General features: G+C 67.7%; 18 protein-coding genes. 15 read left to right on the top strand and 3 right to left on the bottom strand.

Features of this window, described 5'->3' with window-relative positions; translation table 11 throughout:
- The first annotated feature begins 77 nt into the window (after positions 1-77).
- The 7 genes from YU1_RS0113115 to YU1_RS0113085 all read left to right on the top strand — a co-directional run bounded on the left by YU1_RS0113115 (position 78) and on the right by YU1_RS0113085 (position 7,441).
- A complete protein-coding gene (locus tag YU1_RS0113115; protein WP_029004471.1) occupies positions 78-1,358 on the top strand; it encodes a beta-ketoacyl-ACP synthase in 1,281 nt (426 codons plus the stop codon).
- Positions 1,355-2,116, top strand: coding sequence for an SDR family oxidoreductase (locus YU1_RS0113110; protein ID WP_029004470.1), 762 nt, complete (start codon positions 1,355-1,357; stop codon positions 2,114-2,116). Before YU1_RS0113115 ends, YU1_RS0113110 begins: the two co-directional genes overlap by 4 nt.
- A 15-nt stretch (positions 2,117-2,131) precedes the next feature.
- A complete protein-coding gene (locus tag YU1_RS0113105; RefSeq protein ID WP_029004469.1) occupies positions 2,132-3,154 on the top strand; it encodes a zinc-binding dehydrogenase in 1,023 nt (340 codons plus the stop codon).
- Between the two features lie 26 nt (positions 3,155-3,180).
- Positions 3,181-4,104 (top strand): lipid A biosynthesis lauroyl acyltransferase, encoded by a 924-nt coding sequence (locus tag YU1_RS0113100; RefSeq protein WP_029004468.1) that lies wholly within the window; start codon positions 3,181-3,183, stop codon positions 4,102-4,104.
- 682 nt (positions 4,105-4,786) lie between these two features.
- Complete coding sequence (locus tag YU1_RS29310) at positions 4,787-5,737, top strand: diguanylate cyclase (protein WP_084539844.1); 951 nt, start codon at positions 4,787-4,789, stop codon at positions 5,735-5,737.
- 115 nt (positions 5,738-5,852) lie between these two features.
- Positions 5,853-6,335, top strand: a complete 483-nt coding sequence (gene purE, locus YU1_RS0113090; protein ID WP_029004467.1) for a 5-(carboxyamino)imidazole ribonucleotide mutase — start codon at positions 5,853-5,855, stop codon at positions 6,333-6,335.
- Positions 6,336-6,337: 2 nt separating this feature from the next.
- Positions 6,338-7,441: a 5-(carboxyamino)imidazole ribonucleotide synthase gene (locus YU1_RS0113085; RefSeq protein WP_029004466.1), complete on the top strand. Its 1,104-nt coding sequence runs from the start codon at positions 6,338-6,340 to the stop codon at positions 7,439-7,441.
- A 109-nt stretch (positions 7,442-7,550) separates the two neighbouring features.
- On the opposite strand, the gene YU1_RS0113080 is transcribed toward YU1_RS0113085, so the two are convergent.
- Positions 7,551-9,230: a methyl-accepting chemotaxis protein gene (locus YU1_RS0113080; protein WP_029004465.1), complete on the bottom strand. Its 1,680-nt coding sequence runs from the start codon at positions 9,228-9,230 to the stop codon at positions 7,551-7,553.
- Positions 9,231-9,580: 350 nt separating this feature from the next.
- Here YU1_RS0113080 and YU1_RS0113075 point away from each other — a divergent pair, with 350 nt between their 5' ends.
- From YU1_RS0113075 to YU1_RS0113065, 3 genes are all read left to right on the top strand, one after another.
- A complete protein-coding gene (locus YU1_RS0113075) occupies positions 9,581-10,582 on the top strand; it encodes a sialic acid TRAP transporter substrate-binding protein SiaP (protein WP_035715248.1) in 1,002 nt (333 codons plus the stop codon).
- Positions 10,583-10,653: 71 nt separating this feature from the next.
- Complete coding sequence (locus YU1_RS0113070) at positions 10,654-11,223, top strand: TRAP transporter small permease (protein ID WP_029004463.1); 570 nt, start codon at positions 10,654-10,656, stop codon at positions 11,221-11,223.
- Between the two features lie 3 nt (positions 11,224-11,226).
- Positions 11,227-12,633 carry a TRAP transporter large permease gene (locus tag YU1_RS0113065; protein ID WP_029004462.1) on the top strand — a complete coding sequence of 469 codons (1,407 nt, stop codon included), beginning with the start codon at positions 11,227-11,229 and terminating at the stop codon, positions 12,631-12,633.
- Between the two features lie 36 nt (positions 12,634-12,669).
- Here the strand turns inward: YU1_RS0113065 and YU1_RS0113060 are convergent, their stop codons facing one another.
- Positions 12,670-13,059: a DUF983 domain-containing protein gene (locus tag YU1_RS0113060; RefSeq protein WP_029004461.1), complete on the bottom strand. Its 390-nt coding sequence runs from the start codon at positions 13,057-13,059 to the stop codon at positions 12,670-12,672.
- Between the two features lie 438 nt (positions 13,060-13,497).
- Between YU1_RS0113060 and YU1_RS0113055 the strand changes: the two genes are divergently transcribed.
- The 5 genes from YU1_RS0113055 to fabI all read left to right on the top strand — a co-directional run bounded on the left by YU1_RS0113055 (position 13,498) and on the right by fabI (position 18,531).
- Positions 13,498-14,073 carry a hypothetical protein gene (locus tag YU1_RS0113055; RefSeq protein WP_029004460.1) on the top strand — a complete coding sequence of 192 codons (576 nt, stop codon included), beginning with the start codon at positions 13,498-13,500 and terminating at the stop codon, positions 14,071-14,073.
- 122 nt (positions 14,074-14,195) lie between these two features.
- Positions 14,196-14,978 carry a DUF1217 domain-containing protein gene (locus tag YU1_RS0113050; RefSeq protein WP_029004459.1) on the top strand — a complete coding sequence of 261 codons (783 nt, stop codon included), beginning with the start codon at positions 14,196-14,198 and terminating at the stop codon, positions 14,976-14,978.
- 189 nt (positions 14,979-15,167) lie between these two features.
- Positions 15,168-16,571: a bifunctional enoyl-CoA hydratase/phosphate acetyltransferase gene (locus tag YU1_RS0113045; RefSeq protein ID WP_029004458.1), complete on the top strand. Its 1,404-nt coding sequence runs from the start codon at positions 15,168-15,170 to the stop codon at positions 16,569-16,571.
- The gene (locus YU1_RS0113040; protein WP_029004457.1) at positions 16,568-17,758 is read left to right on the top strand and encodes an acetate/propionate family kinase; all 1,191 of its coding nucleotides are present in this window, start codon (positions 16,568-16,570) and stop codon (positions 17,756-17,758) included. Before YU1_RS0113045 ends, YU1_RS0113040 begins: the two co-directional genes overlap by 4 nt.
- Positions 17,758-18,531 (top strand): enoyl-ACP reductase FabI, encoded by a 774-nt coding sequence (gene fabI / locus YU1_RS0113035; protein WP_029004456.1) that lies wholly within the window; start codon positions 17,758-17,760, stop codon positions 18,529-18,531. Before YU1_RS0113040 ends, fabI begins: the two co-directional genes overlap by 1 nt.
- A gap of 9 nt (positions 18,532-18,540) precedes the next feature.
- Here fabI and edd read toward each other — a convergent pair whose 3' ends face one another.
- Entirely contained in the window at positions 18,541-20,382 is a 1,842-nt protein-coding gene (gene edd, locus YU1_RS0113030) for a phosphogluconate dehydratase (RefSeq protein WP_029004455.1), read from the bottom strand.
- Positions 20,383-20,469 lie beyond the last annotated feature (87 nt).

Raw genomic sequence — 20,469 nt, 5'->3', positions numbered from 1 at the left:
GAAATATCGCGCGGGCGCATTAGGTTTGGGCCACGTCTTGCCCGATCCGGTCGGGCCGCTCAGATCAGGAGGCGCCCATGGCGCAGATCCACAACGACAAATTCGGCCGTCCCATCGTCGTGGTGACGGGCATCGGCATCGTCACGTCGCTCGGCCAGGGCAAGGCTGAGAACTGGAAGAAGCTGACCGCCGGCGAATCGGGCATCCATCGCATCACCCGCTTCCCCATCGAGGGCATGCGCACGACCATCGCCGGCACCGTCGACTTCCTGTTCGACGAGCGCGTCGCTGCGCCGAACCTGTCGCAGAAGCTGGCCACGCTGGCGGCCGAGGAAGCCATTTCCGAGGCCGGCATCGGCGGCAACGGGGATTTCCCCGGCCCGCTGTTCGCCGCCGTGCCGCCGGTGGAGATCGAGTGGCCGGAGCGCCGCCAGCTCGCCGAGCAGGTCACGCATCGCCCCATGGTCTATCACGACCTGCTGGATGCCGCCGCCACGGGCAAGTTCCGCGCCTGGCATGAGCGCTTCCTGTTCGGCTCGGTGGCCGACGCCCTGGCGGACCGCTTCGGCACGCGCGGCCAGCCGATCTCGCTGTCCACCGCCTGCGCCTCCGGCGCCACCGCAATCCAGCTCGGCGTCGAGGCGATCCGGCGCGGCGAGTGCGATGTGGCCCTGGCCCTCGGCACTGACGGCTCGGTGCATCCCGAGGCGCTGATCCGCTTCTCCCTGCTCTCCGCACTGACCACCGCTAACGACAATCCGGCCGAGGCGTCCCGCCCCTTCGCCAAGAATCGCGACGGCTTCGTCATGGCCGAAGGCGCGGCGGCGCTGGTGCTGGAAAGCTACGAGCATGCCCGGGCGCGCGGCGCCAAGATCCTGGCGGTGCTGGAAGGCGCCGGCGAGATGGCGGACAATTTCCACCGCACCCGCTCCAGCCCCGATGCCAAGCCGATCATCGGCTGCATGAGGCGGGCGCTGACCGATGCCGGCATCACGCCGGAGGACGTGGACTATATCAATGCCCACGGCACCTCCACGCCCGAGAATGACCGCATGGAGCATGTGGGCCTGTCCGGCGTGTTCGGCGAGCACCTGAAGAACGTGCCGATCTCCTCCAACAAGTCGATGATCGGCCACACCCTGACGGCGGCCGGCGCCATCGAGGCGGCCTTCTCGGTGCTGACCATCCTCAACAGCCGCATCCCGCCGACCATCAACTACAACATACCGGACCCGGCCATTCCGCTCGACGTGGTGCCGAACGTGGCGCGCGACGCGACCGTGAACCGGGTGATTTCCAGCTCGTTCGGCTTCGGCGGACAGAATGTCTGCCTCGTCGTGGCGGGTGAGCCGGCGTGAGCGACACCGGCAAGCGCGTCCTCGTCACCGGCGGCGGGCGCGGCCTCGGGGCCGCCATCGTGCGCGCCCTTTCCGAGGCCGGGTTCGCGGTGACCTTCACCTATCGCAGCGCGGCGGCCGAGGCCGAGGCGCTGGTGGCCGCCATCCGCGCCGACCGCCCCGACGCGGCGATCGCCGCCAAGGCGGTCGATCTGGCCGACCGCGGCGCCGTCGAGGCGCTGGCCGAGGAACTGGAGGCCGGCGAGACCTGGTTCGGCTTCTGCCACAATGCGGGAGCGTCCTATGACACGCTCGCCGCCATGGTGGATCAGGACAAGGCCGAGGAGGTGATGCAGGTGAATCATTTCGCCTTCGTCCGCCTGTCGCGCGCGCTGATCCGGCCGATGACCCGCGCCAAGCAGGGCCGCATCGTCGCCATCGGCTCTGTCGCCGCCTTGCAGGCCAATCCCGGCAACGTGGCCTATGCCGCCTCCAAGGCCGCCTTGCTCGCCCATGTGCGCGGGCTGGCGGTGGAGAGCGCCCGGCGCGGCGTGACCGTGAACTACATCGCCCCCGGCTTCATCGACACCGCCATGCTGGCCAAGTTCGCCGACTATCGCGAACGCCTTGAAAGCCAGATCCCCGCCGGTCGCTTCGCCCAGCCGGACGACGTGGCGCAGGTGGCCGCCTTTCTCTTCTCGCCCGGCGCGGGCTATATCACCGGCGCCGTGATCCCGGTGGACGGGGGCCTGTCCGCCGCGCTCGCCGCCCATCGCTGATTTGTCAGGACCAACATGCGCGCCCTTCAGCTCGTCTCCGACCGCACCCTCCAGATCGTCGACATGCCCGAGCCCGACGCCCCCGGCGCGGGCGAGGTGCAGGTGCGCGTGAAGGCGCTGGCGCTGAACCATATCGACGTGTGGGGCTGGCGCGGCATGGCCTTCGCCAAGCGCAAGATGCCTCTGGTCGTCGGCGCGGAAGCCGCCGGCGAGATCGTGGCGCTGGGCGCCGACGTGCGCGGCCTCAAGGTGGGCCAGACGGTGGCCATGTACGGCGCCCTGACCTGCGGCCACTGCTCCAACTGCCTCAAGGGCCGCGACAATCTGTGCGAGAAGGTGGGCGGCGTGCTCGGCTTCCACGTGGACGGCTTCGCCCGCGACGTGCTGAACATGCCCGAGCGGCTGGTGATCCCCGCCCCCGAGGGCGTCTCCTTCGAGGAAGCCGGCTGCGCCGGCATCACCTTCTCCACCGTCGAGCACATGCTGTTCGACAATGCCAAGCTGGAGAAGGGCGAGACCGTGCTGGTCCATGCCGGCGGCTCCGGCATCGGCTCGGCCGCCATCCGGCTCGCCAAGGACGTGGGCGCCACCGTCATCACCACTGTGGGCGACGATGAGAAGGCGGCCAAGGCCCTGGCGCTGGGGGCCGACCACGTCATCAACTACAAGGTGGACCGCTTCGAGCACGAGGTGCGCAAGATCACCAAGAAGGTCGGCGTGGACGTGGTGTTCGAGCATGTGGGCGTGGACACCTGGCAGGGCTCGCTGCTCTCCATGAAGCCCGGCGCGCGGCTGGTGACCTGCGGCTCCACCTCCGGGGTCAGCACCACCATGAACCTGATGCAGCTGTTCCAGCGCCAGTACAAGATTTTCGGCTCGTTCGGCGCCACCATCCGCAACGTGGCGGACGGCCTGGAGAAGATGGGCCGCGGCGTGAAGCCGGTGATCGACACCGTGGTGCCGCTGGAGCGCTTCAACGAAGGGCTGGAGCGGCTGGAAAGCCGCCGCGTGTTCGGCAAGATCATCGTCAAGTTCTGACGGGGCGCCGGTCCGGGAGGGCTTCGATGCGCTCTGCCAAGCAGGTGTGGCGCCGCTTCGCGCGCAAGATGCAGCCGGCGTTCGACGCCTTCGTCGCCGGCTATGTGCGCGTATCCATCTGGTGGATGCGGCTGTTCCCGATCTCCTGGTCGTCCAACATCATCGGCTCTCTGGCGCGCTGGTTCGGCCCCTGGTTCCTGGTGAGCAAGGTGGCGCGCGCCAATCTGCGCGCCGCCTTCCCGGAGAAGAGCCGCAGCGAGATCGAGCGCATCCTGGCCGACGTGTGGGAGAATCTCGGGCGCATGGCGGGCGAGTTCGCCGTGCTCGACCGCATCTGGGACTATGACCCGGCCCATCCCGGCGCGGGGCGCATCGAGCTGGTGGGGGCCGAGGTCATGGCCCGGCTGCGCGACGACGGCCGCCCGGCCCTGTTCTTCACCGCCCATACCGGAAACTGGGAACTGAACGCCATCACCGGCGAGAAGCTCGGCGTGCGCGGCGGCGTGCTCTACCGCGCCCCCAACAATCAGAAGGCCGCCGAAGTGGTGCTCGGCATGCGCGCCAAGACCATGCCCGGCCTGATCCGCGCCGGACGGGCCGCCGGGCGCCAGATGGCGCAAATGCTGGAGGACGGCCAGCATCTGGGCATGCTGGTGGACCAGCACTGGGGCCAGGGCGTGACCGTGACCTTCTTCGGCCGGCCGGCGGCGACCAACCCGACGCTGGCCCGCCTCGCCCGCCAGTTCGACTGCCCGGTGCATGGCATGCGCGTCATCCGCCTGCCCAGGGGGCGCTTCCGCATCGAGATCACCGAGGAAGTCCACCTGCCGCGCGACGCCGAAGGGCGCATCGACGTGCACGATGGCATGCAGGCGGTCAGTTCGGTGATCGAGGGCTGGGTGCGCGAATATCCCGGCCAGTGGCTCTGGCTGCACCGCCGCTGGCGATAGGCCCGGCAGGACGCCCTCCCGTCCGCTCCGCGCGGACGCGGGAAGGCGGCGCATTGGGACATCGCGCCGGAAAGCGAGGGCGGTGATCGACCCCCGCGCCGCCGCCGAAAGCCTCGCCCAAGCCTCATGCAGGACAATGACGATCGCGGCTGTGCCCGAGCACGCGGACGCTCGTCCGGCGTTTCCCACCGGAGGGGCCGACGGATGATCGAGACGCGTCCCCGGTCATGATGTCGCCGGCCGCCGTGTCGTGCGTCACGGCGCCTTCACCTTCCGCCGGAAGGCCGAATTCCATCCGCGCGATGCGGGGGGCATCGGGTCGGGACGAGTGGTCGGCGGCACAAAGACAGTGCTTTTGCCCGACTTCGCGTCGAGGAAGGGAGATGAGGGGCTTTCCGCCGCAGCGCAAAAGCGTCTCTTGCGGAGTACCTTCATCTTTTTGTTGCACGGATACGGTAAAGTATATCCAATTTGAAGCAAGTTGCGAGCACGACTGAGCGATAATCAGTTGATTTCATCTCACGTGTCGTTGAATATGCGAAGCGTAGCAGCGTTAAGGCGCTGCTTTTGCGCATCGGGTGATGCGCAAAACTGTGTTTGATTGGCGCATACATACTCGTGCCATGCGATAGACATGCCGTCGCATGTATGGATGTCCCTATCGTAAAAGGGTCCGAGAGTTATGCAGATCGTATTGGTCGACGCCAGTCGCGTCACCCTCAAGCTGATGACCAAGATGCTCCACGATAACGGGCATGAGGTCGCTGCCTTTGGTGACGGCACCGATGCCCTTGCGCATCTGCATAGCGGCGCCGAAGTCGATGTGCTCATGACCAGCTTCGAAATCCCCGGCATTTCCGGCCTGCAATTGTGCTGGGAAGCGCGGTTGATCGCCAATGCCGGGCGCCCGCTGTACGTGATCGCCATGTCGTCCAACACCGACATCGGCCACTTGGTGGAAGCGCTGGATTCCGGCGCGGACGATTTCGTCTCCAAGCCGCCGGCCCTTCCCGAACTCTACGCCCGCCTGCGCGCCGCCGAGCGGATGAACCAGGCCCAGCGCGAGTTGGTGCGGCTGGCCACCCGCGACTTCCTCACCGGCCTGTTCAACCGCCGCGCCTTCTTCTTCAAGGCCGAAGAACTCATCCGCAACCGCGTTCCCGCCTCGGTGCTGCTGCTCGACATCGACTACTTCAAGCACGTGAACGACACCTACGGCCACGATGGCGGCGACCTGGCGCTGATCGCGGTGGCCAAGGCGATCTCGGCCTACGCGGGCCGTGCCGCCCGTGTCGGCGGCGAGGAATTCGCCATCCTGCTGCCCGAGATCTCCGAGGCCGACGCCTATGAGGAGGCCGAGCGCCTGCGGTTCGACATCGCCAACACGGCGGTGATGCTGCCGGGCAATCAGGAGATCTCCATCACCATCTCGATCGGCGTCGCCGAGCGTGATCCGGACGACAATGTGGACGAATGGGTGAAGCGCTCGGACGTGGCGCTCTATGCCGCCAAGACCGGCGGGCGCAACCGCTCGGTGATGGCGGAGGACGTGATGGCGCCTGACGCGCCGAGCGCGGGCCTCGCCCGCAGCGGTGGCGGGCGTGGCAAGCGCGCTCCCGATCCCCTGGCGTAGCACCCGGCATGCCCTGCCCCTGTTGCCGGCCGGCCGTTGGCGCTTGCCGGTTTGCCCCTTGCTCCGCGGGCCGTGATCCGATAAAGCCGCGCTTTCCTTTGCGGGGATGATCGCGATGGGGCAGCGGCCGGTGGCCGTCATCATGGGCAGCCAGTCCGATTGGGACACCATGCGCCATGCTGTGGAGACGCTCGAAGCACTGAACGTGGGGTTTGACGCGCGCATCGTGTCGGCTCACCGCACGCCGGACCGCATGTATGCCTTTGCCAAGGGCGCCAAGGCGGAAGGCTTCAAGGTGATCATCGCCGGCGCCGGCGGTGCCGCGCACCTGCCGGGCATGGTGGCGGCGCTGACCCCCCTGCCCGTCTTCGGCGTGCCGGTGGAATCCAAGGCGCTCCAGGGCGTCGACAGCCTCCATTCCATCGTCCAGATGCCGGCCGGCATTCCCGTGGGCACCCTGGCCATCGGCAAGGCCGGGGCCACCAATGCCGCGCTGCTGGCCGCCGCCGTGCTCGCCCTGTCCGACACCGACCTCGCCGAGCGTCTCGACGCCTGGCGCGCCGCGCGCACCGACGCCGTCGCGGAGCGGCCGGCCTGATCATGCTGAAGCCCGGTTCGACGATTGGCATCCTCGGCGGGGGACAGCTGGGGCGGATGATCGCCCTCGCCGCCGCCCCGCTCGGCCTCAAGACCCACATCTACTGCCCCGACCGGGACAGCCCGGCATTCCAGGTGAGCGACGCCCACACCTGCGCGGCCTATGACGACGGCGCGGCGCTGGACCGCTTCGCCGCTGGCGTCGATGTCGTGACCTACGAATTCGAGAACGTGCCGCTGGCGACCGCCGAGCGCCTGGCCGCGCGCGTGCCCGTGCGGCCAGGCGCCAAGGCGCTGGCCATTACCCAGGATCGCCTGGCGGAAAAGAGCTTCGTGCGCGACCTCGGCATCGGCACCGCGCCGTTCGCCGCCGTGGACGACCTGGCGGGGCTGGAGGCGGCGGTCGCCACCATCGGCCTGCCGGCGGTGCTGAAGACCCGGCGCTTCGGCTATGACGGCAAGGGCCAGGTGACCATCCGGCCCGGCGACGACCTGTCGGCGGCCTGGGCTGCCATCGGCCGCCAGCCGGCGATTCTCGAAGGCTTCATCGCCTTCCAGCGCGAGGTCTCGATCATCGCCGCCCGGCGCGCGGACGACGCCTTCGCCGCCTATGACGTCACCGAGAACGTCCACCGCAACCACATCCTCCACCGCTCCACCGTGCCGGCCGCGATCCAGGCCGAGGCGGCGCGGGAGGCGCGCGGCATCGCCTGCCGCATCGCCTCCGCGCTCGACTATGTGGGCGTGATGGCGGTGGAACTGTTCGTGACCCACCTTCAGGGGCGCGACACCGTCATCGTCAACGAGATCGCGCCGCGCGTGCACAACAGCGGGCACTGGACCCAGGATGGGGCCGTCACCTCGCAGTTCGAGCAGCATGTGCGGGCCATCGCCGGCTGGCCGCTGGGCGATGCCCGCCGGCTCGGCCGGGCGGAGATGGTCAATCTCATCGGCGACGACGTGGAGCAATGGCTCAGCCTGCTGGCCGAGCCGGGCGCCCACCTGCACCTCTACGGCAAGGACGAAGCCCGCCCCGGCCGCAAGATGGGCCATGTGAACCGCCTCTGGCTGGACGACGCCGCGGCGCGCGCCTGCGCCGAGGAGTGAGCCGGCGCCGCACCGTCCGCCGATGAAATGCAAAACCCGCCGGCCCTGACGGACCGGCGGGTTTTTCATGCGTCGAGAGGGGGGCGGCGGACGCCCCCCATTTCCCGCCTCAGGCGGCGCGGACGGTGGCGAGGAAGCGCTCCACCTCGACCTTGAGGTGCTCGCCTTCCTGGCCGAGCGCGCGCGCCGACTGGAGCACCTCGGCCGAGGCCTCGCCGGTCTCGGCGGCGCCACGGGTCACTTCGGCGATGTTCGAGCTGACCTGGGCGGTGCCGGTGGCGGCCTGCTGGATGTTGCGGCTGATCTCGGCCGTGGCCGCGCCCTGCTCCTCCACCGCCGCGGCGATGGCCTGGGCGATGCCGGAGATGCGGTTGATGGTGTCGCTGATCTCCTTCATGGCCGCGACGCAATCGGCTGTGGCGGTCTGGATCTGCGAGATCTGGTCGCCGATCTCCTCGGTGGCCTTGCCGGTCTGGGTGGCCAGTTCCTTCACCTCGGAGGCGACCACCGCGAAGCCCTTGCCGGCGTCCCCGGCGCGCGCCGCCTCGATGGTGGCGTTGAGGGCCAGAAGGTTGGTCTGCGAGGCGATGGCGGTGATGAGCGCCACCACGTCGCCGATACGGCCGGCGGCCTGCGACAGTTCGGTGATGCGGCTGTCGGTGCGCTGCGCCTGGCTGACGGCCTCCGACGCGATCTGGCTGGACGACTGCACCTGACGGGCGATCTCCGACACCGAGCTGGTCAGTTCCTCGGCGGCGACCGCCACGGACTTCACGTTGGTGCTGGCCTGATCGGAGGCGGAGGCGACTTCGCCGGAGAGCGTGCGGGTGGTGGCCGCGGTCTGCGACAGGGACGAGGCGGCGCTCTCCATCCGGCCGGTGGCGGCGGAGACGGTGGTCACGATGCCGCCGACGGCGGTCTCGAACAGCGCGGCCAGCTTGGCGAGCTCGGCCTTGCGGGACTGCTGCGCGGCCAGTTCCATCTCCTTCTGGCGCTGCTCCATCTCCGTGGCGGCGATGGACTTGTCCTTGAAGACGCTGAGCGCCTTGGCCATGGCGCCGACCTCGTCCTTGCGGTCCTGGTCGTCGATATTCACGGTGAGGTCGCCGTCCGCGAGGCGGTGCATCAGGCCGCCGAGGTGGCTGATGGGGCGCGAGATGGTGAACTGGCCGACCAGGAAGCCGAGGATGATGGCGAGGATGGTGCTGCCGCCGATCAGCAGATAGCTGGTCAGGCGCACGGTTTCCGTCTCGCTCTTCAGCTGGTCCGAATTCTCCAGGATGACCTTGCCGGCCTTGTCGATGACCGGCGTGGAGGACCGGCGCGCGGCGGCGATCTGGGGCACCACGGTCTGGGCGATCTTGCGGGCCTCTTCCACCTTGCCGGCGCGGACCAGTTCCACGCCGCGGACGATCTCGTTGAACAGCGGATCGAACGACTGGGCGTAGCGCGTGTAGAAATCCGCATTCTGCGGATCAAGACGCGCAGTATCCGCAAGAATGGTGTCCACTTCCTTCTTGTAGGCGAGGAGGGTCTTCATCGTGGCGTCGATGTCCGGCTTCTCGAAAGCGATGGAAGTCAGGAGGCCGGACTCGAAATTGTTGGTGCGGATATTGGCGCGCACCAGCGCGAGGAGCGCGGGCTCCTGGTTCTCGGTCAGGTAGGCATAGCGGGAGATGATGGCCGAGGTACGGGCGTTCAGATACACCACAGCGGCTACAGTAATGACGCCCACGAGCGCCAGGATCAGCGCGATTTTGTGGGCAATTTTCAGATCTCGGATCTTCACTGCAGCACCCTACAATCAAAGGAAGATGCGCAGAATAAGCACACGATCAACGATCGATAAAGCGCCTGAATTTGATTTGTGACAACATAATGGAAATTATTATAGTTGAAAACACAACCTAATGGTGCTATGCAACATGATATTATTTACTTGGCACAGATGTCGTCACAGTACTTTTCTTAGATCATGTTGAGCTTGCCCCAGGCTTGCGGCCCCGCCGCCCCCGATGCGGCGGCTTGCCCAGCGGCATCCGCATAGTACGATGGCGGTCGTTTTCCGGCGGCGCTTGCCTGCCGATCAAAACGATTTAACCGGCCAAAAAGGCCGGAGCCATATGCTGGAGGAAGCCCATGTCCCTGATCTCCCGCGGCCTTGCGGCCGCGCTTGCGATTGCGTGCGCCACGGCCGTCATTCCTTTCTCCGCCGTGCCCGCGGCGGCTCAGACGAAACTGAAATGGGCGCATGTGTACGAGCCCTCGGAGCCGTTCCACACCGCCTCGGTCTGGGCGGCGGCGGAGATCGCCAAGCGCACCAACGGACGCTACCAGATCGACGTCTATCCCTCCTCGCAGCTCGGCAAGGAGAGCGACATCAACCAGGGCCTGACGCTCGGCACCGTGGACATGATCATTTCCGGCTCCAGCTTCGCCGGCAAGGCCTACCCGCCCATCGGCGTCACCTACTACCCCTATACGTTCCGCGACGCCCAGCATCTGCTGGCCTATGCCAAGAGCGACGTCTTCAAGGATCTCGCCAAGGGATATGAAGACAAGACCGGCAATCACATCATTGCGGTTACATATTACGGCGTGCGCCAGGCTACATCCAACAAGCTGTTCAAGACCTGCGTCGAGATGAAGGGCCTGAAGATCCGCGTTCCGGATGCCCCCGCCTATCTCGCCATGCCCAAGGCCTGCGGCGCCAACATCGCCCCCATCGCCTTCGCCGAAGTCTATCTGGCGCTCCAGAACGGCACCGTGGACGCGCAGGAAAACCCGCTCACCACCATCGAGGCCAAGAAGTTCTACGAGGTGCAGAAGAACATCATTCTCACCGGCCATATCGTGGATCACCTCAATACCGTCCTCTCGCCCTCGCTGTGGGCCAAGCTCTCGCCCGAGGACCGCAAGATCTTCATCGACGTGGCGCAGGAGGCCGCCGCCAAGGCCAGCGGCGAGGTGGCCGCGCGCGAGAAGGAACTGATCGCGCTGTTCAAGGAGAAGGGGCTCAACATCGTGGAGGTGGATACCGGCGATTTCCGCGACACGGTGATGAAGACCATCCCGTTCGAGAGCTTCGGCTATCGCAAGGCGGACTGGGACCGCATCCAGGCGCTGAAGAGCACCATGTGAGCGCCCGCGCCGGCCGGGCCGGCGCGGCATCCCCCTTTCCCTTGTCCTGATCCCATTGCCTTGGAGCGCCGATGACAGCCGAGGTCCATACCCGCGTGACCGGCGAGGAACTCGCCGAAACGTTCGACCAGGAGGTCGCGATCGACCTCTCCCCTTATGCGCCGGAGGACTGGATCACGCTGATCCTGTTCTGGGTGATGGCGGGGCTGGTCTTCCTCCAGTTCTTCACCCGCTACGTGCTGAACGACAGCTATAGCTGGACCGAGGAGATGGCCAGCTACAGCCTGGTCGGTGTCGTCTTCCTCGGCTCGGCCATGTGCGTGCGCCTGTCGCGCCATATCCAGGTGGACCTGCTCTACCGCTTCCTTCCGCCCGCGGCGGGCCGGGTGGCGGCGACCCTGGTGGACGCCGTGCGCATCGCCTTCTTCGCTTATGCCTGCTGGCTCATGTGGCGCTACATCGGCCTCGTCGGCGACGAGCCCATGGTGATGATTCAGGCCTCCAAGGGCATCGTCTATTGGGCGGTGCTGGCGGCCTTCGCCCTCATGCTGCTGCGCGCCATCCAGGTGGCGGTCGCCAATCTGCGGCGCGGCTACAGCGTCCTCGAACGCCCCGAAGCGTTCGACGGCACGGAGGGCTGAACCATGTGGCTGCTCATCGGCGCCTTTCTCGGCCTCATGATCTGCGGCGTGCCCGTGGCCATCGCCATGGCCGCGGCCTCGCTGGTCTATATCCTCGTCTCCGGCACGGTGCCGGACGTGGTGATCGCCCAGCGCATGATCGCGGGCGTGGAGAGCTTTCCGCTGCTCGCCGTGCCCTTCTTCATCCTCGCTGGCAACCTGATGAACATCGCCGGCGTCACCGGGCGGATCTATTCCTTCGCGGTGGCGCTGGTGGGGTGGATGCGCGGCGGGCTCGGGCAGGTGAATATCATCGGCTCGGTGATCTTCTCCGGCATGTCCGGCACGGCCATCGCGGATGCGGCGGGCCTCGGCACCATCGAGATCAAGGCGATGAAGGACCACGGCTATTCGACCGAGTTCGCGGTCGGCGTCACCGCCGCCTCCGCCACGCTCGGGCCGATCATCCCGCCGTCCCTGCCGTTCGTGATCTACGGCATGCTGGCCAATGTCTCCATCGGCGCGCTGTTCCTGGGCGGGGTCGTTCCCGGCGCGGTGATGACGCTGCTGATGATGGCCACCGTGGCCTTCTTCGCCCGCCGCAACGGCTGGGGGAGCGATGCCAAATTCTCCTGGCGGCGGCTCGGCGGGGCGGGCATCGAGGTGGGCGTGGTGGCGCTGTTTCCGCTCGGCGTCTACGCCTTGGTGGAACTGGGCCTCTCCATCAACACCTCCGTGCTCATCGCCCTGGCGGTGCTGCTGGCGGCGGACTGGTATTTCGACTTCTCCGCCGTGATGGCGCTGATGGCGCCGATCATCCTGATCGGCGGCATGACGCTCGGCTGGTTCACGCCCACGGAAGCGGCGGTGGCGGCGGTGATCTGGTCGCTGTTCCTCGGCCTCGTGCGCTATCGCTCCATGACCCTCAGGGCGCTGGCGAAAGCGACGTTCGACACCATCGAGACCACCGCCTCGGTGCTGTTCATCGTCACCGCGGCCTCCATCTTCGCCTGGCTGCTCACCGCCAGCCAGGCGGCGCAGGTGATGTCCGACGCCATCCTCGGCTTCACCCAGAACAAATGGGTGTTCCTGGCGCTGGCCAACCTGCTGATCCTGCTGGTGGGCTGCTTCATCGACACCATCGCCGCCATCACCATCCTGGTGCCGATCCTGCTGCCCATCGTGCTGAAGCTCGGCATCGACCCGATCCATTTCGGGCTGGTGATGACATTGAACCTGATGATCGGCCTGCTGCACCCGCCGCTGGGCATGGTGCTGTTCGTGCTGGCGCGGGTGGCCAAGCTCTCGGTGGAGCGCACCACCATCGCCATCCTGCCCTGGCTGGTGCCGCTGCTGCTGGCGCTCCTCGCCATCACCTACATTCCCGAACTCACCCTCTGGCTGCCCCGCGCGGCGGGACTCGGGAAATAAACCCGGTGCCGGGCGAATGATGCGGGATTGACTGCATCATTCGCCCGGCTTCACCAATCGACCCTCTTCGGCCTTGTAGAAATACTGGCTCGCCACCAGCCATCCCTTGAGCGGCCGCAAGGGCGGGATGCAGGTCAGCAGCAGCAGCGGCAGGGTGGTGAACAGATGCACCCAATAGGGCGCCTGATAGGCCGTCTCCAGCCAGATGGCGAAGATGATGGACGGCAGGCAGCCGAAGGTGATGACGAAAAACGCTGGCCCGTCAGCGGGATCGGCGAAGCTGTAATCGAGGCCGCAGACCTCGCAGCGCGGCGCCAGCGTGAGGAAGCCGTTGAACAGATGGCCCTCCCCGCAACGGGGACAGCGCCCGCGCACGCCGGTCTCGAGCGGCGAAAGACGAGGATAGGTCGGGGGCACGGCAGGCATCCTATGTTGCAGACTTGTATGTAACATAGGCGCATCATTTATGCATTCAACACGCCGAATGTCGCAACCCCGAGCCTCCGTGGGCGCCGGAGCCTCCCTTAGATCACGAAAACGTGAACGACCCGACGCCACCTGCCGGCAGGGAATACCGGCGTGAAATCTGGCATCATTCCAAGATGTTATCCACAGATCCCGATCCGGCCCCGACGCAAGAACATGGCGGGATTGTGAGAAGCAGGCGCGATGCAAGCCCGGGGCAAGCTACACTGCGGTTTCTAGATCCCTGCCTTGGGGGTCCGATCAATTGTCGCTGGCCGGTGGGGTTTCAGCGGCAGGGCCGTAACGCGGAGGCAATGTATGTCTGTAGCACCAGTTACTCCCGTCGATGGCGTCAGCCTCCAGTTGGCTGCCCGGCAGAGTCGCGAAGCGGCGGAAGCGATGGCCGCAGCCGTCGTCGCTGGCGACATGGCCGCCGCGCAGCGTTATCTCGCAGTCCTGCAATTGCACGATCCCACTGCGCTTAACGGCGGCCGCAGCAGCACGACCATCGACGTAAGCATCCCCGGCGAGCGCCGCATCGGCCTCGGCGCCCTGATCACCGCCGTCCAGGCCGGCGACATGGACCGCGCGCGGCTGGTTGTGGGCCGGTCCGGCACGTCCAATGACGAGGTCGCGGCCACCGCCCTTGCCACCAAGGCCGAGAGCGAAGGCATCGCCGCCCCGAAGGTGATCGACGCCTCCAATGCCGGCGCTGTGCTGATCGATCTCTCCGCGCGCCTGAACGCGGAAATGTCCGGCGCCCGCAGCCAGGTCGAGGTGGACGCCGACAAGAAGCGGGCCGCGGGTGTCGACAACACCACCGGCGAGCAGGCCAAGACCGCCACCCAGGTGCCGAACGCGCAGCACGTTCCCGGCCCCGGCGAGGAGGAGAACGGCAACACCCGCTTTACCGGCGAGGCGATCCGGTCGCGCGCCCAGGTCCTGCACAGCTACAGCCAATATCTCTCGTTCTGACTGCGATCTGGCCGCTGGTGGGGCGGGAAGGTCCTGGTCCCCACCCGCGCGCGGCACTCGCCGTGCGCCTGTAACGTCCCGTCGGTCAGCAATGGCCGGCGGTTCAGCGCTTCAGGTGCTTCATGACCATAGATCTCGGCTCCACCTACGCCACCTATAATTACCTCTCCAAAAATTACACCACCGCCCTTGAGCAAGAGTCAAAGGACCCGGCCACCGCCAACGACACGGCGTATTTCGAGGCCAATATCGGCAGCATCACTTCGGTCGATGACCTCGTCGGCAACTACCGCCTCTTGAATTATGTCGCGAAGGCTTACGGCCTTGAGGACATGGCCTATGCCAAGGCCTATTTGAAGAAGGTGCTCAACAGCGACCTCACCGACAGCACCAGTTTCGCAAACAAGCTGACCGACGATCGCTTCGTCGCCTTCGCCAGCGCATTCAGCTATCTGCAGGACGGCAGCACCATTTCCAGCTCGACCACTGAAACGGTCGTCAACAAATACTTGCAGCAGACGATGGAGGACAATGCCGGTTCCTCCGACCAGGGTGTCCAGCTCGCGCTCTATTTCAAGCGCATGGCCTCCACGGTGACATCCGCCTACGACATTCTGGCGGATACCGCGATGAGCCAGGTGGTCAAGACCGTGCTCGGGCTGCCGGACGAGCTCTCCAATGCCGACATCGAGGCCCAGGCCAAGGCCATCACGGAGCGGCTGGACGTCACCGATCTCCAGGACAGCGACAAGGTGGACAGCCTGCTGAAGCGCTTCACGGTGATGTGGGACGTGCAGAACAACAGCTCCACCGACCCGGTGCTGCAATTATTCGACAGCTCGTCGAGCGATTCCGTCAGCGCCGACACGCTCATGAGCATCGTCTCGCTGAAATACGGCGGCTGACGCCGCGCGCACGCCCGCTGCCGGGCCGGGAGTCTTCCGGTCCGGCAGCGCCGCCTGCGCGCCACTCCTTTCCGGCCGAAAGTGTTTTTGCCCTGGCGCAAGGCGTCACATGGCGCTTGTATCCACTGTTGTGCATCGCGGTAGAGTGCCCGGCGGCATTCGGGGCGACCATCGGTGGCGAGCGTGGTGATGACGAGCAACGTCCTGCAAAACAAGACCTTCGACGAACTCGCCATCGGCGACGCCGCATCGGTGACGCGCACCGTCAGCGAGGACGACATCAAGCTGTTCGCCGCCGTCTCCGGCGATGTGAACCCCGCCCATCTCGACGCCGCATATGCCGCCACCGACATGTTCGGCCATGTGGTCATCCACGGCATGTGGACCGGCGCGCTGATCTCCAGCATCCTCGGCACCGAGCTGCCGGGACCGGGCACCATCTATCTCGACCAGAACCTGCATTTCCGCCGTCCCGTCGCCCCCGGCGACACCATCACCGGCACGGTGACGGTCACCGAGAAGCGGCCCGACAAGAAGATCGTGATCTTCGACACGCGCTGCACCAACCAGGCCGGCGTCGAAGTGCTGACCGGCACGGCGACGGTGATCGCGCCCAGCGAGAAGCTCCGGCTGCCGCGCATGGCGGTGCCCGAGGTGGCGCTGCGCCCGCACAGCCGCTACGAGCAGTTCATCGCCGAGGCCCGCGCTTTGCCCACCATGGTGGTGGGCGTGGTGCATCCCTGCAACGCGGAGGCCATCCAGGCGGCCATCGAGGCCCGCGACGAGGGCCTGATCGAGCCGGTCCTGATCGGCCCGGAGCGCAAGATCCGCGATGCGGCGGAAAAAGCCGGAGTGTCGCTGGCCGGGCTGCGCATCGAGCCGGCCGAGCACAGCCATGCTTCCGCCGCGCGCGGCGTGGAACTGGCCACCAGCGGCCGGGTGACGGCGCTGATGAAGGGCAGCCTGCATACCGACGAACTGCTGGGCGCGGTGGTGGGCTCGGGCTCCGGCCTGCGCACCGAGCGGCGCATCAGCCACGTCTATGCCCTCGACGTGCCGACCTATCCGAAATCCCTGCTGGTGACGGACGCGGCCATCAACATCGCCCCCACCCTCGCCCAGAAGCGCGACATCTGCCAGAACGCCATCGACCTGCTGCACCGCCTGGGCGTCGCCGAGCCGCTGGTCGCGGTGCTGGCGGCGGTGGAGACGGTGAATGCCGACATGCCGGCGACGCTGGATGCCGCCGCGCTCAGCGTCATGGCCCGGCGCGGCCAGATCACCGGCGCCAAGGTGGACGGGCCGCTGGCCTTCGACAACGCCGTCAGCTTCGCCGCCGCCCGCATCAAGGAGATCGTCTCCCCCGTCGCCGGCCAGGCGGACATCCTGCTGGTGCCGAATCTTGAGGCGGGCAACCTGCTGGCCAAGCAGATGATCTATCTGGCGGGCGCGGATGCCGCCGGCCTCGTGCTCGGCGCGCGGGTGCCGATCATCCTCACCAGCCGGGCGGATTCGCTGCGGGTGCGGCTGGCCTCGGTGGCGCTCGCCAAGCTGTCCATCGCCGGCGGCGCCGCCGTGGCGGTGCCGGCATGAGCGGCCACATCCTGCTCACCTTCAATCCCGGCTCCTCCACCATCAAGCTCGGCCTGTTCTCGGCCGATGCGGATGCGGTGCGGCGGATCGGCAAGGGCGTCATCGACCTCAGGCACCGGCCGCTGGTGCTGAACATCGTCGAGGGCAGCAAGAATGCCGAGATCCCGCTGAAGGCCACCGTCACCGAGGACCTGCACGAGGTCATCGAGGAGACGCTGAGCTGGCTCGCCCACCATTTCGAGGTGAGCGAGCTGACCGCCGTCGGCCACCGCGTGGTGCATGGCGGCGATCATTTCGCCGAGCCGGTGCGCATCACCCCGGAGGTGGCCACGGCCATCGCCGACCTGGTGCCGCTGGCGCCGCTGCACCAGCCGCACAGCGTCCGGCTGATCGCGGCCATCAATGCCCTGCGCCCCCACCTGCCGCAGGTGGCCTCGTTCGATACCGCCTTCCACCGCACCCAGGCTGACCTGGTGCGCCGCTTCGCCTTGCCGCGCGACCTGTTCGACGCCGGCGTCAAGCGCTACGGCTTCCACGGCCTGTCCTACAAATACATCGCCTCCGCTTTGCCCGGCATCGCGCCGGAGGCGGCGAAAGGCCGGGTGGTCGCGGCCCATCTCGGCAGCGGCGCCAGCCTGTGCGCGCTGAAGGGCGGCCTCAGCGCCGACACCAGCATGGGCTTCTCCACCCTCGACGGCATTCCCATGGCGACGCGCTGCGGCGCGCTCGATCCGGGGGTGCTGCTGCACCTCCAGGGGCAGATGGGCCTGCCGCTCGGCGAGGTGGAGGACATGCTCTACCACCGCTCCGGCCTGCTCGGCCTGTCCGGCCTCAGCGCCGACAGCCGCGATCTTCTCGCCAGCGCGGCGCCGGAAGCCCGCGAGGCGCTGGACATCTTCGCCTTCCGCATCGCCCGCGAGGTCGCGGCCTTGGCCACCAGCATCGGCGGCCTCGACGCCGTGGTGTTCACCGCCGGCATCGGCGAGCACCAGCCCCGCGTCCGCGCCGCCGTCTGCGCGCACCTGGCCTGGCTGGGCGTCGCGCTCGACGACGCGGCCAATGCCGCCGACGCGCCGCGCATCAGCACGCCGGACAGCCGGGTCGGCGTGTTCGTCCTGCCCACCGACGAGGAACAGGTGATCGCCGACGAGACCTTCGGCGTCCTTCACAGCGCGGAGCAGGGCTGATGAACGCGGTGGTCAATCTCAAGGGAAAGCGCGGCCTCGTCATCGGCATCGCCAATGACAGCTCCATCGCCTACGGCAGCGCGAAAATGCTGCGGCAGGCCGGCGCCGAACTCGCCGTCACCTATCTGAACGCCAAGGCGGACCCCTATGTCCGTCCCCTGGCGGAAGCCCTGGACGCCAGCATCATCGTGCCCTGCGACGTGCGGGTGCCGGGCGAGCTGGAGGCGGTGTTCGAGACCATCGCCGCGCAATGGGGCACGCTGGACTTCGTGTTCCACTCCATCGCCTTCGCCCCGCGCGACGACCTGCACGCCAAGCTCATCGACTGCTCGGCGGAGGGCTTCGCCCAGGCCATGGACGTGTCCTGCCATTCCTTCGTCCGGGTGGCGAAGCTCGCCGCCCCGCTGATGACGACGGGCGGCAGCCTGCAGACGGTCAGCTTCTACGGCGCCGACCGGGTGGTGGAGCACTACAATCTCATGGGGCCGGTGAAGGCGGCGCTGGAGGCGGTGGTGCGCTATCTGGCGGTGGACCTCGCGCCGCAGGGCATCCGTGTTCACGCCCTCTCCGCCGGGCCGGTGAAGACGCGGGCGGCCTCGGGCATCGACCGCTTCGACGAATTGCTCGACCGGGTGCGCGAGCGCACCCCGGCCCACCAGCTTCTTACCGTGGAGGAGGTCGGCCGCGTGGCCGCCATGCTGGCGAGCGAGGCGGGCGCCCCGCTCACCGGCTCCGTGGTCTATGCCGACCACGGCTTCCACATCGTCGCCTGAGGTCTGCGCTCAGGCCGCGGTGCGGTCGAAGATGCTGGCGCCGCGATCGGCGCTGCCCACGGCGGCCCGCAGGGGGGCGAACAACTCGCGGCCGACGCCCACATGCGAGGCGGACAGGTCCTGCTGCGCCAGCGGCCGGGCCGCCCATTCGTCCGGGTCCACCAGCACGGTGAGATGGCCGTTCACGCCGTCGACCCGGATCCTGTCGCCGTCGCGGATCTTGGCGATGGCCCCGCCGTTGGCGGCCTCCGGGGTCACATGGATGGCCGAGGGCACCTTGCCCGAGGCGCCGGACATGCGCCCGTCGGTGACGAGGGCCACCTTCTGCCCGCGATCCTGCAACACGCCCAGCGGCGGCATCAGCTTGTGCAACTCGGGCATGCCGTTGGCCTTCGGCCCCTGGAAGCGCACCACGGCGACGAAATCGCCGGTCAGGCTGCCGGCCTTGAAGGCGGCCTGCAAGGCTTCCTGGGAATGGAACACCCGCGCTGGCGCCTCGATGATGTGGCGCTCGGGCGCCACCGCCGAGGTCTTGCTCACCGCCCGGCCGAGGTTGCCGTCCAGCACCTTGAGCCCGCCGGTGGCCTGGAACGGCCGGGCGGCCGAGCGCAGCAGCGCCTCGTCGCCGGAGGCCTCCGGCCCGTCGCGCCAGGCGAGGTTGCCCGCCCCGTCGAGCATCGGCTCGGCGGTGTAGCCGGAAAGGCCGGTGCCCCACACCGTCTCCACGTCCTCATGCAGCAGGCCGGCGCCGAGCAGTTCGCGGATCACGAAGGACATGCCGCCGGCGGCATGGAAATGGTTCACGTCGGCCTTGCCGTTGGGATAGACGCGGGCGAGCAGCGGCACCACCTCGGCGAGATCGGAGAAATCGTCCCAGGTCAGCGTGATGCCCGCCGCCGCCGCCATGGCGACGAGGTGCAGCGTGTGGTTGGTGGAGCCGCCGGTGGCGTGCAGGCCGACCACGCCGTTGACGAACGCCTTCTCGTCCAGCATGCGGCCGATGGGGGTGTAGTGGTTGCCCAGCGCGCTGATGGCCAGGGCCCGCTTGGCGCCCTCGCGGGTCAGGGCATCGCGCAGCGGCGTGTTGGGATTGACGAAGGAGGCGCCGGGCAGGTGCACGCCCATGATCTCCATCATCATCTGGTTGGTGTTGGCGGTGCCGTAGAAGGTGCAGGTGCCGGGGCCGTGGTAGGACTGGGACTCCGCTTCCAGCAGCGCGTCGCGCGTCACCTTGCCCTCGGCGAAGAGCTGGCGGATGCGGGTCTTCTCGTCATTGGGCAGGCCCGAGGTCATGGGACCGCCGGGCAGGAACACCGCCGGCAGATGGCCGAAGGACAAGGCGCCGATGACGAGGCCGGGCACGATCTTGTCGCAGATGCCGAGGAAAACGGCGGCGTCGAAGGTCTGGTGCGACAAGGCGACGGCGGTGGAAAGCGCGATCACCTCGCGGGAGAACAGCGACAGCTCCATGCCCGCCTCGCCCTGGGTGACGCCGTCGCACATGGCGGGCACGCCGCCCGCCACCTGGGCGACGCCGCCGGCGTCGCGGGCCGCGGCGCGGATCAGGTCGGGGAAGCGCTCATAGGGCTGGTGGGCGCTCAGCATGTCGTTATAGGCGGTGACGATGGCGAGGTTCCCGCCCTCCCCCGCGCGCAGTTCCAGCTTGTCGCCGGGGCCGCAGGCGGCAAAGCCGTGCGCCTGGTTGGCGCAGCCGAGCGCCCGGCGCCGGGGACCGGCCTCGCCGGCCGCCGCGATCAGGTCGAGATAGCGCCGGCGCGCGCCTTCGCTGCGCCGCGCGATGCGCGCCGTGACCTCGCCGACGCGGGCATTGAGTGTGGCTTGGATGGCCATGGGGGTGCCTCCTGGCTGATGCGTTCGCCGGACCCTACCCCCCGCCGCGCGGCCGGGCCAGAGCCCGCGCCGCACCGATTGAAACGA

Origin of the sequence: Azorhizobium doebereinerae UFLA1-100, from assembly GCF_000473085.1 — a bacterium.
GTDB classification, from domain to species: domain Bacteria; phylum Pseudomonadota; class Alphaproteobacteria; order Rhizobiales; family Xanthobacteraceae; genus Azorhizobium; species Azorhizobium doebereinerae.
Note: the sequence above shows the minus strand (reverse complement) of the source record. Positions and strands in the feature narration are given on the sequence as shown.